At 73.5% G+C, this 14043-nt stretch carries 11 protein-coding genes; 6 read left to right on the top strand and 5 right to left on the bottom strand.

Going from position 1 to position 14043, the window contains the following annotated elements; genetic code table 11:
* Positions 1–154 precede the first annotated feature (154 nt).
* From ACFPP6_RS04845 to ACFPP6_RS04860, 4 genes are all read left to right on the top strand, one after another.
* The gene (locus ACFPP6_RS04845) at positions 155–1627 is read left to right on the top strand and encodes an HtaA domain-containing protein (RefSeq protein ID WP_382037725.1); all 1473 of its coding nucleotides are present in this window, start codon (positions 155–157) and stop codon (positions 1625–1627) included.
* Between the two features lie 110 nt (positions 1628–1737).
* On the top strand, positions 1738–3489 hold the full coding sequence (locus ACFPP6_RS04850) for an HtaA domain-containing protein (protein WP_382037526.1): 1752 nt from the start codon (positions 1738–1740) through the stop codon (positions 3487–3489).
* A gap of 168 nt (positions 3490–3657) precedes the next feature.
* Positions 3658–4089, top strand: coding sequence for an effector-associated constant component EACC1 (locus tag ACFPP6_RS04855; protein ID WP_382037528.1), 432 nt, complete (start codon positions 3658–3660; stop codon positions 4087–4089).
* Between the two features lie 5 nt (positions 4090–4094).
* A complete protein-coding gene (locus tag ACFPP6_RS04860) occupies positions 4095–8636 on the top strand; it encodes a caspase, EACC1-associated type (protein WP_382037530.1) in 4542 nt (1513 codons plus the stop codon).
* A gap of 12 nt (positions 8637–8648) precedes the next feature.
* Here ACFPP6_RS04860 and ACFPP6_RS04865 read toward each other — a convergent pair whose 3' ends face one another.
* Both ACFPP6_RS04865 and map read right to left on the bottom strand, forming a co-directional pair.
* Positions 8649–9311 carry a biliverdin-producing heme oxygenase gene (locus ACFPP6_RS04865; RefSeq protein ID WP_382037532.1) on the bottom strand — a complete coding sequence of 221 codons (663 nt, stop codon included), beginning with the start codon at positions 9309–9311 and terminating at the stop codon, positions 8649–8651.
* Positions 9312–9445: 134 nt separating this feature from the next.
* Positions 9446–10303 carry a type I methionyl aminopeptidase gene (gene map, locus ACFPP6_RS04870; protein ID WP_382037534.1) on the bottom strand — a complete coding sequence of 286 codons (858 nt, stop codon included), beginning with the start codon at positions 10301–10303 and terminating at the stop codon, positions 9446–9448.
* Positions 10304–10371: 68 nt separating this feature from the next.
* Here map and ACFPP6_RS04875 point away from each other — a divergent pair, with 68 nt between their 5' ends.
* Positions 10372–10614 carry a hypothetical protein gene (locus tag ACFPP6_RS04875; protein WP_382037536.1) on the top strand — a complete coding sequence of 81 codons (243 nt, stop codon included), beginning with the start codon at positions 10372–10374 and terminating at the stop codon, positions 10612–10614.
* A 49-nt stretch (positions 10615–10663) separates the two neighbouring features.
* Here ACFPP6_RS04875 and ACFPP6_RS04880 read toward each other — a convergent pair whose 3' ends face one another.
* Together ACFPP6_RS04880 and ACFPP6_RS04885 are read right to left on the bottom strand one after the other, a co-directional pair.
* On the bottom strand, positions 10664–11992 hold the full coding sequence (locus tag ACFPP6_RS04880; RefSeq protein ID WP_382037537.1) for an MFS transporter: 1329 nt from the start codon (positions 11990–11992) through the stop codon (positions 10664–10666).
* An 82-nt stretch (positions 11993–12074) separates the two neighbouring features.
* Positions 12075–12719, bottom strand: a complete 645-nt coding sequence (locus ACFPP6_RS04885) for a hypothetical protein (protein WP_382037539.1) — start codon at positions 12717–12719, stop codon at positions 12075–12077.
* A gap of 198 nt (positions 12720–12917) precedes the next feature.
* Here ACFPP6_RS04885 and ACFPP6_RS04890 point away from each other — a divergent pair, with 198 nt between their 5' ends.
* A complete protein-coding gene (locus ACFPP6_RS04890) occupies positions 12918–13337 on the top strand; it encodes a helix-turn-helix domain-containing protein (protein WP_382037541.1) in 420 nt (139 codons plus the stop codon).
* Between the two features lie 96 nt (positions 13338–13433).
* On the opposite strand, the gene ACFPP6_RS04895 is transcribed toward ACFPP6_RS04890, so the two are convergent.
* Positions 13434–14042, bottom strand: a complete 609-nt coding sequence (locus ACFPP6_RS04895; protein ID WP_382037543.1) for a ClpP family protease — start codon at positions 14040–14042, stop codon at positions 13434–13436.
* Between the last annotated feature and the right edge of the window lies 1 nt (position 14043).

The following is a 14043-nucleotide window of genomic DNA, read 5'->3' on the forward strand; positions in this document are numbered from 1 at the left end:
TGCCTTTCGCTCCGGCCGGGGGTTTCCGACCTGATGGAATGTAGCTTAGGTTAGCCTTACCTAAGTAGCCATAGCGCGATGTCTCACGATGTCTGCCGTCCCGCGCTGTCCCGTGCTGTCCGCGCCGTCCCGCCCGAAAGGGGCCCCTTCGATGCTGCCGCCGCCCAGACCCGCCCGCGCCCCTGTCGTCGCCCTGCTCGCGGCGGTGCTGGCGGGGTTGGTGCCGGGGCTGGGGCCGGGGGCGGCCGCGTCCGCGGCACCGGCGGCGCCCGCGGACGGGAACGCCGACGGCGCGCGGACGGTCTCCGGCGGGCGGCTCGACTGGGGCGTCAAGTCCTCCTTCCAGAGCTACGTCACCGGTCCCATCGCCCAGGGGCGCTGGGACCTGCAGGGCGGCGCCGCCACCATCGGCGGCAGCCGGTTCCGCTTCCACTCCGCCAAGGGCAGCTACGAGGCGGGGAACGGGGCCTTCGACGCCGGCTTCTCGGGCGGCGTGCACTTCACGGGACACAAGAAGCCCGACGGCTCGTACGAACTCGACCTCACCATCAGCCGCCCCACCGTCCGCATCAAGGACGGGAGCGGCACGCTCTACGCCGACATGAGCAGCAAGGCCAAGGGCACGGGCGAGGTCACGCAGGCGTCGCAAGTGCCGCTCGCTGCGCTCGACCTGAAGGGCGTGAACATGCGCGGCGCGGGGACGGCCGTAACGCTGGCCAACGTCCCCGCGACGCTCACGGCCGACGGCGCGAAGGCCTTCGCGGGCTACTACACGGCCGGCACGGCGCTGGACCCGGTCGCGCTGTCCGCGGACGTCCTGGCCGCGGCGAGCCCGGCGCCCGGCGGAGCGCCGTCCTCCGGTGCGCCCGAGCCGGAGAAGAAGGACGTCCCCAAGGGCGGGTTCACCGGCGCGGCCGTCGACTGGGGCGTACGCCGCACCTTCCGCGAATACGTCACCGGGTCCATCGCCCAGGGCTCCTGGAAGCTGAGCGACGGCGCCCAGGACGGCGGAGCGCTCTTCCGCTTCCCGGACGGCAAGGGCACCTACGATGCGGAGGCGCACACGCTCGACGCCGCCTTCACCGGCACCGTCCGCTTCACCGGCAAGCACCTCGACCTCGCCCTGAGCGCGGTCAAGGTGACGGCGAAGGACGGCAAGGGGACGCTCGCCGCCGACGTGAGCAGCGGCGGCGGAGACCCGCAGAAAAACGTTCCTCTCGTCACCTTCGACGCCGCCGGCCTCAAGGAGAAGGACGGCCTCGCCGCCGTCACCGAGGCCCCCGCGGAGCTCACCGCCGACGGCGCGAAGGCCTTCGGCGGCATGTACCAGGAGGGCGCGGAGATGGACCCCGTCTCCCTCGCCGTCCCCCTCGACGCGAAGGCGAAGCTGCCGCCGCTGCCGGACCTGGGCAAGGCGTCCGTGGCACCGGAACCGAGCACTCAGAAGCCGGATTCCGGTCAAAGGGTGTCCGCAAACAGTGCAACCGATGCCTCTTCCGACTCGTCCTTCCCGGTGCTCCCGGTCGCCGCCGGGGGCGCGGGAGTCCTGGTCGTGGCCGCCGCCGCGCTCGTGGTGATGCGCAGGCGCCGCGCCGCGGCGGCGGGCCGGCCCGCCGCCGGGGACTGACGCCCCACCGACTCCGCGCCGGCCGCGGCGCACCCCTCACGCGGCGCGGCCGGCGCGGGCCCTTATCTCATTGACACCAGCGTTTTCCTACCCATAGGAGACAACCGACCATGACAGTCCCTGCACGCCGCCGCTCCCTCGCCCTCGCGGCCGCCGTCGCCACGGCCGCCGCCCTGGGCGCGACCGCGCTGGCCGTCCCGGCGGCCCATGCGGCGGACGGTCCGCCCGCCAAGTCCGGGCTCAAGGACGGCACGCTGGAATGGGGGTTCAAGGAATCGTTCCGCCAGTACATCGAGACCGGTTTCGGTGGCGGCAAGATCGAGGTGACCGACGGGACGCAGCGCACCGGCGACGGTCCCTTCACCTTCGTCGAAGGCCAGGGCTCGTACGACCCCTCCTCGCAGGCGGTCAACACCACGTTCAAGGGCGGTGTGCACTTCCGCGGGCACGCCAATGACGGCAAGTGGGAACTGGACCTCAAGTTCACAGACCTGAAGCTGGCGTCGTCCGACGGCAAGAGCGGGCACATCACCGCCGATGTCACGGCGGCGGACGGGAAGACCCGGAACGATCTCCCGATCGCGTCACTCGACGTGGAGAAGGCGAAGAAGAGCGAGGAGGGCGGTGTGCTCACCCTCGCCGAGATACCCGCGACGATGACCGCGGAGGGCTCCAAGGTCTTCTCGTACAAGGGTCGCGCCTTCTACAAGCCGGGTACCGTAATCGACTCCGCGAAGATCGTGGCGAAGACGGTAGCCCAGGTGCCGAACCCGCCTGCGGGCGGCGGCACGTCGGGCGGCGCGTCCAACGGGACGACCGGCGGTGCCGCGTCGGCCGGCGGTGCGTCGGGCAGCACGTCCGGCAACGCTTCGGGCGGGAACGCGGGCGGCACGGCGGGCACGACCGGCGGTGCTGCGTCGGCCGGGGCCTCCGGTGGTGCGTCGAGCGGTGCCTCGGGCGAGCAGACAGGCCGGACGTCGGGCGGGGCTTCGGCCGGCTCGACCAGTGGCACGTCCGGTGAGAACTCCGTCAAGGACAAGGTCTATGACGGCAGGCTCGACTGGGGCGTGAAGAAGTCCTTCCGCGACTACATCGCCGACGGGTACGCCAAGGGCAAGATCGAGCTCTCGGGTGACGTCGAGAAGAAGGGTGACGGCTACCGGTTCGCGAAGGGGCGCGGCACTTACAACGAGGCCGCCGCCAAGCTGGACGCCACCTTCAACGGGCAGCTGCACTTCACCGGTGACCAGGGCAAGTTGGATCTCAGGTTCAGCAACCTCAAGGTCAAGGCGTCCGGTACGACGGGCACGCTCACCGCGGATGTCGCCACCAAGGACGGTGAGACGACAAACAAGAAGAACGACGTGCCGCTCGCGGACCTGACGCTTTCCGCGGACGCCCTCAAGGCCAAGGACGGGGTCGTCTCCCTTTCCGCCGTCCCGGCGAAGCTGACCGAGGAGGGCGTGAACGTCTTCTCGTACCAGAACCGTGCCTTCTACAAGAAGGGTGCCGAGCTCGACCCCGTCTCGCTCGCCGTCACCGTCGACGAGAAGGCCAAGCTGCCCGACGACTCGACCGGCACGGGCTCGGGGAGCAGCACGGGAGGCAGCGGCTCCGGTGCGGGCTCCACCGGCGGCTCCAGCACCGGTGGTTCCACCACCGGCGGTGCCGGCACGACAGGCGGCGGTTCCACCACCGGCGGCGGCACCACCGGCGGCAGCCTCAACACCGCCTCCCTCGCCAGCACCGGTGCCAACACCCCCACCGCCCCCCTCCTCGGCGCGGCCGGAGCGCTCGTGCTCGCGGGCAGCGGTGCCGTGTTCGCCGCCCGCCGGCGCGACCGCGGCGCGGCGCGGGTCTGATCCCCGGCGCCCCACGTACCGGCGCCCCCCGCCTCCACAGGCCCCGGCGGGGGGCGCCGTCGCCGATAGCCGACCGTGACCGAACTTCCGTTCTGTAGCGTCCCGTTGCGGTGCTAGCCTCGGATGCCCCGGAAGTCACGTGAGGCGCGAAGGGGCAGTGAGGGCACAGTGAAGGCAACGCTGACGGTCAGCAGCCCGGGCTCCGGCCCCGGCGGCGGCGCAGTGAACGATCTCCGCCGGTGGCTGCAGCGCCACCCGGAGCTGCGGGCGCACATCAAGTCGGAGCCGGCGCCCGATCCCGCGCCCGGCACGATGGGCGCGGCGTCCGAGTTCCTCACCCTCCTGCTCGCCCCCGGCGGGGCGACGGCCGCCCTGGGTGCCGCGGTCGTGGCCTGGCTGCAGAACCGCCGCGGCAATCAGACGGTCACGATCACCCGGCCCGACGGCACGCAGATCACCGTCACCGCCGAGCGGGTGCGCGACCTGGGTGCCGCGGAGAGCGGCGAGCTGGCCCGGCGCCTGGCCGAGGCCCTCGAGCAACGCGAACCCGGCACCGGTACGACCGACATGGCGAGGCCGGGCCCGACCGGCAGGGCCTGAACCCCGTGGACGAAGGTCCCGGAAGAGATCTGACCGGCCCGGACTGCCACGCCCTCGTGGTCGGTACGGGCCGGCATCCCGCCGGCGCCCGGCTCGCGGGCCTGCCCAGCGCCGCCCGCTCCGCCGCCGCCCTCGCCGAGGCGCTCCGGTCGGTGTGCGGCATGGCGGACGACCGCGGCGACCGCGTCACCCTGATCACCGACCCGGCCGGGCCCTCGGACGTCCTGGCCGCCATGGAGGCCGTCACGGCCCGCGCGGAGGGCGGCGTCGTCCTCTTCTGCTTCGTCGGCCACGGCCTCCTCGGCCCGGCCGAGCAGCTCTACCTCGCCACATCGGCCGGTACGTCGGCGCACAGCACCGCCCACGCCGTCCCGTACGCCGAGATCAGGAACCTGCTCGGCACGTCCTCCGCCCGCCCCGTGGTGATCCTCGACTGCTGCTTCTCCGGGCTCGCGGAGGCCGTCCAGCAGGGGCCGCGCCGGGACCCGTACGTCTCGGCCCGCCCGGACGGCAGCTTCCTCCTCGCCTCCGCGACGCACTACGCCGCCGCGTTCGCCCCGGAGGGCGAGGAGCACACGCTGTTCAGCGGCGAACTCCTGCGCCTGCTGCGGGAGGGCGACGCGGGCGGCCCGAAGTGGTTCACGCTCTCCGACCTCTACCGCCAGCTCGACCGCCGTCTCCAGGGCGCGCCCGCCCGGCCCCACTCCGGCAGCGCCGGCCGGATCGGCGACCTGGTCGTCGCCCCCAACCCCCGCTACGCGACCGCGGCCGGGACCGGCCCGGAGCCGCCGCAGTCCGGCGGCCCGTGCCCGTACCCCGGGATGCGGCCCTTCCTGCCCGAGCAGCATCACCTGTTCTTCGGCCGCAAGACGCTCACCGACGACCTGTGCAAGAGCGTGACCGCCGCCGGACCCGGCGGCCCCGTCGTCCTCGTGGGCCCCTCCGGCGTCGGGAAGTCCTCGCTCCTGCGGGCCGGCCTCGGGGCGAGCCTGGAGGGCGACGGACGCGGCCCCGTGCTGCTCGTGCCCGCGCCCGGCGCCCGGCCCTTCCGTACGCTCACGGCGACCTGGGCGGACGCCACGGGCCGGTCCTTCGGCGAGGTCGAACGGGCCCTCGGCGCGGGCCGTTTCGGCGAACCGGTGGACGGCAGGAAGCCGCCCCGCGTCCTGATCGTCGACCAGCTGGAAGAAATCTTCACGCACTGCGAGGACGGGGAGGAGCGGGAGCTGTTCATCCGGGCCCTCACCGGCGCGGAGGGGACGCCCGGCCCCCGCATCGTCCTCGGCCTGCGCGCCGACTACTTCGGCCACTGCCTGCGCGACCCCAGGCTCGCCCGGCTCGTACGGGACGGTCACTTCCCCGTCCCCCCGATGACCGGCGACGAACTGCGCGCCGCCATCGAGGAACCCGCCGCACGCGCCGGACTGAGCCTGGAGGACGGCCTGGCCGGTCACCTGCTGCGCGACCTGAAGGACGAGGACGCCGGCGAGCGCGGGACCATCGCCCTGCCGTTCCTCGCCCACGCCCTGCAGGAGACCTGGGCCCGCCGCCACGGCGACCGGCTGACCTTCGCCGGCTACCAGGCCACCGGAGGCATCCGCACCTCCGTCGGCACGGCGGCCGAACGCATCCACGACTCCCTCGACCCCGCCGGCCGACGGGATTTGCGGGAACTCCTGCTGCGCATGGTGCGACTGGTGGACGGCGACGGCAGGGCCGTACGGCGCCGCGTCCGCATCGACGAGATCACCGGGCACAAGGCACTGCTCGACCGCCTCGCCGACGCCCGCCTGGTGGTCGTCGACGACGGCGTCGCCCAGCTGTGCCACGACTCGCTGCTCCACGGCTGGCCCCGGCTACGGGACTGGATCAACGCCGACCTCGACGGGCTGCTGGTCCGCCGCAGGCTGGCCGACGCCGCCGACGCCTGGGCCGAGGACGGCCGGCCCTCCAGCGGCCTGTACGCGGGCAAGCACCTGGCGGCCGCCCGTTCCCTGACGGCCGGCGACGGGCGGGACGGGACCGCCCTCCTCCTGCCGCTGCGCCCGGTGGAGCGGGACTTCCTGGCGGCGAGCGGGCGCGCCCAGCGCCGCCGCAGGACCGTCCAGCGGGCGGGGCTCGCGATCGTCGTCGTCCTCGCGATCCTCGCCTCCACCCTCGCGGTCCTGGCGCGGGGCGCGCAGCACCGGGCCGAGGACCGGGAGTCGGTGCTGCTGGCCCGGCAACTGGCGGCCAAGGCCGACTCCCTGCGCGTGCGCGACCCCCTGGCGGCCTCCCGGCTGAGCCTCGCCGCCTACCGCCTGGCGAGCACCCCGGAGAGCCGGTCGAGCCTGTACGCCACGCAGATGTCCCGGGTGCCCGTGGACCTCAAGGGGACGGGCGGGCCGGTGCTCCACGTGGCGTACAGCGGGGACGGCCGGGTGCTGGTGACGAGCCGGCGCGGTGGCCGCGTACAGCTGTGGGACCTGAGCCGCCCGACCGCCCCGCGGGAGGCCGCCGCCCTGGACCTCGGTTCGGCTGCGGCCGTCGCCTTCCACCCCCGCTCGCGCCTGCTGGCCGCCCAGACGGCGGGCGGCTTCGCGGTCTGGGACACCACCGACCCGCACCGTCCGCGCCGCCTCGCCGCACGCGGGGCCCCGGGCGGGGCGGCGTCCTCGCTGGTGTTCAGCCCGGACGGCAGGACGGTGGCGGCGGGCCTGGAGAAGGGCCGGCTCCTGCTCTGGCGGCTCGCCGACCCCGCCCGTCCGGAACCGGCCGCCGACCGGGTGGTCGCCGAGGAGGACCTGGTGTCCGTCGCGTTCAACCACGACGGCCGGCTCCTGGCGGCGAGCAGCGGCGTCCTGGGCGCGGAGGACGGGTCCGGCGGGTCCGGGGAGATCGGGCTGTGGGACGTACGGGATCCGGCCCGGCCCGCCCTCAAGGACACGGCGGCGACCGGCACCGCGACGAAGGTCGCGTTCCACCCGCGGCGTGACCTGCTCGCCGGGGCGAACCGGAAGTCCGACCTGTCCGGGTGGACGGTCGAGGGCGGCGCGCGCCTGAAGCCCTTCGCCCCGGCCGAGGGGACCTTCACGTTCTGGAAGTACGACGACCCGCCCGCCCTCGGCTTCAGCAAGGACGGCGGCACTCTGGCGTGGGCGGGCAAGCGAGGCACCGATCCGGCACCGAGCACCCTGCTCCTGCGGCGCGTCGGGGACAAGGACTCCGCGCTCTCCGACACCCTCGCGGAGGACGGCGAGCTGCCCGTGACCGCGCCCGCCCAGGCCCTCGCCTGGGATCCCGGAGGCGCGTACCTCGCCGCGGGAGGGGAGGACGGCAGCGTGCGGCTGTGGCCGCAGCGGCCGCCCGCCCCGGCCGCCGCCGGCTCCCTGCCGGACCCCGACACCGGGACGCTTCCCATCAGCCACGACGGCACCCTCATGATCACGAAGGAGCGGTGGAGGGGCTCGCAGGAGGAGACGCACCGGGTGTGGGACATCAGCCGGCGGACGGCGCCGCGGCTGAAGTTCACCGTCCCCCGGCCCTGGGAGGCCCGCAACTTCCTGCCCGGCACGTCCGTCCTCGTGGTCCACAAGTGGACGGCGGGCACCAAGGACCATGTCTTCCGCCTGTGGGACATGAGCGGACCCGGCGCCCCGGACCCGGGCGGCGGCGCCATCACCATCAACGCCCCGGACGTGAACGCCGGCTTCAGCCCCGACGGCCGGCTGCTGGCCCTGGGGCGGGCCCACGACCGCCGCATCGAGCTGTGGGACGTGAGCAGGCCGCGCGCGCCGGTGCGGCGGTCGGTGTTCGAAGGCAGCACGAGCGACTGGACGTCGAGCATCTGGTTCCTGACCGACCGGGTCGTCGAGACCCGGGAGGGGAAGGAGAAGGTGCAGCTCTGGGACGTCTCCGACCCGGGCCTCCCCCGGCGGGCAGGGGTCGTCACGGGCCTCAAGCCCGACGGGAGCCTCGGCTTCGGCCCCTCCGGCTCCCGGTACCTCATGCTGGCGGAGGAGCCCGGCAGGAAGGTGGCGCTGTGGGACCTGTCCGACCCCCACCGGCCGCGCCGGGGCGGTCTGCTGCCGCTCGGTGTGAGCGGCTATCAGACCATCGGCGGCGACGTACTGGCGGCCGTCGACCGGAACAACAGCCTCGAATTCTGGGACGTGAAGGACTTCCGGCGCCCGCGGAAGACGCGCACCATGCCCGTGGACCTCGGCAACCCGAAGAGAGCCGAGATCCACAAGGGCCCCGACCGCAGCCGGATCCTCACGGGCAGGAATCCCTACCGCATCTGGGACGTCGGGCCCGGCGGGGACTGGCGCACGCCGTACTTCGCCACGCTGCCGGAGGCGAGCCGCGTCCTCCTCTTCCCGGAGCGGCAGCCCCTCATCGCGGTCTCGTCCGGGAAGAGCACCGGCGAGGGCGCGCTGACGTTCCTCCTGCACCCCGACACCGACCGGCTCTACGCTGATCTGTGCCGGTCCTCCCCGGAGAGCGTCCCCAAGGAGGACTGGAAGAACCTCTTCTCCGACGTGGCCTACCAGCGTTCCTGCGACTGACGCGTGACGCGCTCACGCGCTCAGCGGGAACTCCCGGCCCAGTGCCTGGAAGACCGCCGTGTTCAGCGCGAACGCGCGCTTGCACTCGTCGATGACGCGCTGCTTCTCCAGATCGTCCACGGGCAGGGCGTCCAGCAGCTCGCGGTACTCGCGCTTGAAGGCGGCCGGGTTGGCTATGGCCTCGAAGACGTAGAAGCGGACGCCGTCCCCCTTGCGGGCGAAGCCCCAGGTCTTCTCGGCGGTGCCGCGGATGATCTGGCCGCCGGAGAGGTCGCCCAGGTAGCGCGTGTAGTGGTGGGCGACGTAGCCCGCGGGCCAGTCGCGGGCGCACTCCTCGACGCGGGCCGCGTACCGCGCGGTCGCGGGGAGGGGCCGCAGGCCGCTGCGCCAGTCCGGGCCGCCCAGGTGGGCCAGGTCGCGCTCCAGCTCGGCGGTGCGGGCCAGCTCGGGGCGGATGAAGGGGCCGGCGACGGGGTCGTCCGCGAGGCCCGGGGAGGCCGCTTCCAGGGCGCGGTAGACGAACCAGAGCTGCTCGGTGTAGCGGCGGTAGGCGTCGACGCCGAGGCGGCCGCCGAGCATGTCGCTCATGAACGACGAGTTCTCCGCTTCCGTGTGCTGCTCGTGCGAGGCCGTGCGGATGAGCGTGGAGAACGGCGTGGTGGCGGGCGCGTCCAAAGCGGACCTCCGGGTGACCGAGGGGACGGGCGTGGCGTCAGGAAGCCATTCTCGCTACTTAGGCTTACCTAAGTCAATGACTTCCCGACGTCCCGTCGGTAAAACGTTAGCGCCCGGACGGCCGCCCCGCAGGCTTACGGGAGGGTGAGGATCTCCGCACCCGTGTCCGTCACCACCAGCGTGTGCTCGAACTGCGCCGTCCGCTTCCGGTCCTTGGTGACGACCGTCCAGCCGTCCTCCCACATGTCGTACTCGTACGTCCCGAGCGTCAGCATCGGCTCGATCGTGAACGTCATGCCGGGCTGGATCAGGGTGTCGTGGTGCGGGCTGTCGTAGTGGGGGACGATCAGGCCGGAGTGGAACGAGGAATTGATGCCGTGGCCCGTGAAGTCGCGGACGACGCCGTAGCCGAAGCGCTTGGCGTACGACTCGATCACCCGGCCGATGACGTTGATCCGGCGCCCGGGCTTGACCGCCTTGATCGCGCGGTTGAGCGCCTCGCGCGTCCGCTCGACCAGCAGGCGCGACTCCTCGTCCACGTCGCCGCACAGGTAGGTGGCGTTGTTGTCGCCGTGCACGCCGCCGATGAACGCCGTCACGTCCAGGTTCACGATGTCGCCGTCGCGCAGGACGGTCGAGTCGGGGATGCCGTGGCAGATGACCTCGTTGACGGAGGCGCACAGCGACTTCGGGAAGCCGCGGTAGCCGAGCGTCGAGGGGTACGCGCCGTGGTCGCACATGTACTCGTGCGCCACGCGGTCCAGCTCGTCCGTGGTCACGCCCGGGGCGATCAGCTTGGCCGCCTCCTCCATCGCCTGCGCGGCGATGCGGCCCGCGACGCGCATCCGCTCGATCGTCCCCTCGTCCTGGATCTCCGGGCCGGAGTACGGGGTCGGGGCGTCCTTCCCGACGTACTCGGGGCGCGGGATGGAAGCGGGGACGGGGCGGGTGGGGGACAGGGTCCCCGGGGCGAGAAGCGACTGGCCAGACATGTCAGCGAGTGTAGCCAGGGCTCATCGGGGACCATGTGGGCGAGACGACGGATGTGAGGGAGGTCCCGATGCCACTGTTCAAGAAGCGCCCGGACGGCAAGCCGGGCGAGTGGTACTACTGCCTGAAGCACGGGACGGTCGAGGAGGGCCCGGAGTGCCGGGCCGCCGACCGGCTGGGCCCGTACGGGACCCGCGAGGAGGCGTCGCACGCGATGGAGACCGCGCGCGAGCGGAACGAGGAATGGCGGCAGGACCCGCGCTGGAACGACGACGTCGACGGTGCCCCGGGCGGCGGCGCGAAGGGGGAGTGAGCGAGCCGGTCCCGGGGCGCCGGGCGCCCCGGGAACCGCACCGCGGCCGCTAGGCCGCCTCGGCCACCGCCTCCGCCGCCTTCTGCTTCCGCATCCGCACCGCGTGCTCGTCCGTCCGCTGGTCGTAGGCCATGAGCTTCGGCAGCGACAGCGCCAGCAGGCCCACGGACGCCACGCACGCCAGACCGCCCGCCCACACGGACGCGCGGACGCCCGTCAGGGACGCCATGCCGCCCGCGCGCACCTGGCCCAGCTGCGGGCCCACCGAGTACGAGAGCATCTCGATGCCGGCCAGGCGGCCCCGCAGCGCGTCCGGGATCGTCTGGTCCCAGATCGCCGAACGGAACAGGCCGCTCACCATGTCGCAGCCACCCGCCACGGCCAGGAACAGCAGCACCAGCCACACGTTCCCCAGCCAGCCCGCGACGGCCATCGCCGCGCCCCAGCCCAGGGCCGCGTAGACCACCATCCGGCCGTGCCGGTGCACCCGCGACACCCAGCCGCTGGTCAGGCTCACCACCAGGGAGCCCACCGCGCCCGCCGCGTACATCAGGCCCAGCGCCCACGGCGCGTCCAGGTCGTCGGCCAGGAACGGGAAGATCGCCGTCGGGAAGGCGAACAGCATCGCCGCCATGTCGATCGCGTACGTGCCGAGCAGGTCCTTGCGGCTCCACGCGTAGCGCGCGCCCTCCAGGATCCCGCGCAGCGACGGCTTGTCCGCCTCGTGCGAGGCGGGGGAGGGGGCCAGCCCGAGCAGCAGCAGCGCGGAGACCGCGTACGAGACGACGTCCAGCGCGTACGCCCACTGCAGGCCCGCGTAGGCGATGATCACGCCGGCCAGCGACGGGCCGACGATGGCGCCGATCTGCCAGCGGATCGAGTTCAGCGCGACGGCCGCCGGCAGCTGCTCGTGCGCGACGATGCGCGGCACGATCGCCTGCAGCGCCGGCCGCTGCAGCCCGCTCAGCGCGCTGACCAGGCCCGCCACCACGTACAGCGGCCAGATCATCGGGTGCGGCAGGAGGGTGTTGAGCAGCAGCAGCGCGGAGAGGACGCCGAGCCCGGCCTCCGTCCACAGGATCAGCTTCCGCCGGTCGAGCGCGTCGGCGAGCGCCCCGCCGTACAGACCGAAGACCACGAGCGGAACCAGCTCCACCGCCCCGACCGCGCCGACCGCCAGCGCGGAGCCGGTCAGCTCCTTGAGCTGCAGGGGCACCGCGATGAAGGTGAGGGCCGTGCCGAAGACCGTGACCAGACCCGCCACCCACATGCGGCGGAAGTCGCGGGAGGCGCGCCACGGCGTCAGATCGGGCAGCAGGGCGCGGAGCCGTCCGGAGGCGGGCGCGGGGGAAGAGGGAGGGGGGTCTTGCGCAGTCACGGGAGACCATGGTCCATAAGCGGAAGATCAGGAGCAAACGCTTTTCCGAATGCCGACTTCCGCCTTCCCCCTCTGTCCGGGGCTACCAGCGCGGCGGCGGAGGCGCCGTCAGCTGGTCCGCCAGCCGCGCCAGCCGGTCGCGGAACCGCCGCCGGCCGCCGCGCGGCGCGGGCAGCCCGTTCTCCCCGGCCGCCGCGCTCACCAGATGCTGCACCGTGTCCAGATCGAGCTCCGTCGTCGTCGAGACGCACGACGTGGGCGGCGGTGCGGGCACGGCCAGCCGGTCGTGCGCGAGTGCCGGCATCTCGGAGCCCGCGTCCTCCGGAGCCCCGTCCAGGGACAGCACGGTCGCCCCGCCGCGGCGGGCGTCGTGCACCCGCTCCAGCAACCCCTCACCCGGCTCGTCCGCCGTCACCACCAGCAGCGTCTCGCCCCGGCGCGCCGCCTCCAGCCGCCCCAGCCCGACCGAGAGATGGGCCGGGACGCCCGCCGGAACCCGGTGCCGCACGAGCGTCGGCGACAGCTCAGGCAGCCCCGACCAGGCCGCCTCGTCATCCAGATGCGCCGCCAAGTGCCACGGCTCGTACGCCTCGGTCCCCACCAGCAGCAACCCGCCGTGCCGCCGCGCCACCGACGCGCGCAGCGCCCCGGCGAACCGGCGCGTGTCCTGCAACCACTCGGTCCCGGCCAGCACTTCCCGCAACAGCGCGACCCGTACGGCGTCCATGCTTCCGCATGGTTCCGCAAGTCGGTGCGCGGGTGGGGAAGTTACGGGGGTTCTCACCCATATGGGCGGGGGTGCCGCGGTCGGCCGGTCAAGGCAACCCGCCTCGCCCGCCGTTGGCGCACCCGTCGTGGCGCAGTTTCGCGGGGGGCGGAACGCTCACCCCGTCCCGGGCCGCCCCGGCCCTTCTACGCTGGAGAGGTGAGCAGCCACGCCTCGAAGCCCGCGCCTGCGCCCGCGGCCCCGGTCATCCCCCTGCGCCCTGCCCCCGCCCGCCCCAGCGAGCCCCTCTGGCGGAACGTCGTGGGGGACGTTCTGCGTCGTGAGCGGCTCGCTCAGAAGCGGACGCTGAAGGACGTGGCCGATGCGGGACGGATTTCCATGCCGTATCTGTCCGAGGTGGAGCGCGGGCGCAAGGAGGCCTCCTCCGAGGTGCTCGCGGCCGCCGCCAAGGCGCTCGGGCTCAGTCTGGCCGAGCTGCTCGCCCTCGTGCAGGCGGAGCTCATCCGGCTCGCGAGTCGTACGCATGTCCGGTCCGTCCGGTCCGTCGGGCCGGTCGGGCAGGCGGCGGCGCCGCAGCCGGCCCCGCGGCGCCAGAGCGAAGTGCGCCTCGCGGCCTGACCACCGGTCCCACTGCCGGGGCGGCCCGGCTGCCGCCCCGGCCGCCGGCCGGCCGCCCACCCCCGTAGCGCGGCCGCCCGCCGTCGGCGCAACCCCTCAGGCGGCAGCGGTCAAGGCCCTGCGGCTGAGGACCGCGTCGGCGAGGCCGTACGCCACGGCCTCCTGCGCGGTGAAGACCTTGTCGCGGTCCATGTCGGCGCGGAGCGCCGCGACGTCGTGGCCCGTGTGCCGGGACAGGACCTCTTCGACCTCGCTGCGGATGCGGAGCACCTCCTTGGCCTGGAGGGTGAGGTCGGAGACGGTGCCCTGCCGGCCGCGGCTCGCCGGCTGTCCCAGCAGGATCCGGGCGTGTTCGAGGACGAAGCGCCGTCCCGGGTCGCCGCCGGCCAGCAGGACGGCCGCGGTCGAGGCGGCCTGGCCGACGCAGAACGTCGAGATCGGGGCGCGGACGAAGGTCATCGTGTCGTAGATGGCCATGAGGGAAGTGAACGATCCGCCCGGGGAGTTGATGTAGAGGGCGATCTCGGTGTCCGGGCCGGCCGATTCGAGGTGCAGCAGCTGGGCGATGACGACGTTGGCGACGCCGTCGTCGATCTCCGTGCCGAGGAAGATGATGCGCTCGGAGAGCAGCCGGCTGAAGACGTCGTAGGCCCGCTCCCCGTTGGGGGTGCGCTCGACCACGGTCGGAATGGTGTACTGGCTCATG

The organism is Streptomyces aureoversilis (assembly GCF_042657885.1).
In the GTDB taxonomy this organism is placed as follows: Bacteria; Actinomycetota; Actinomycetes; order Streptomycetales; family Streptomycetaceae; genus Streptomyces; species Streptomyces aureoversilis.

Excerpts from the sequence above, each read along its gene's own strand:
- ACFPP6_RS04895 (WP_382037543.1), bottom strand. The coding sequence starts at position 14,042 with ATGAGCCAGTACACCATTCCGACCGTGGTCGAGCGCACCCCCAACGGG.
- ACFPP6_RS04885 (WP_382037539.1), bottom strand. The coding sequence starts at position 12,719 with ATGGACGCCGTACGGGTCGCGCTGTTGCGGGAAGTGCTGGCCGGGACC.
- ACFPP6_RS04875 (WP_382037536.1), top strand. The coding sequence starts at position 10,372 with ATGCCACTGTTCAAGAAGCGCCCGGACGGCAAGCCGGGCGAGTGGTAC.
- ACFPP6_RS04850 (WP_382037526.1), top strand. The coding sequence starts at position 1,738 with ATGACAGTCCCTGCACGCCGCCGCTCCCTCGCCCTCGCGGCCGCCGTC.
- map (WP_382037534.1), bottom strand. The coding sequence starts at position 10,303 with ATGTCTGGCCAGTCGCTTCTCGCCCCGGGGACCCTGTCCCCCACCCGC.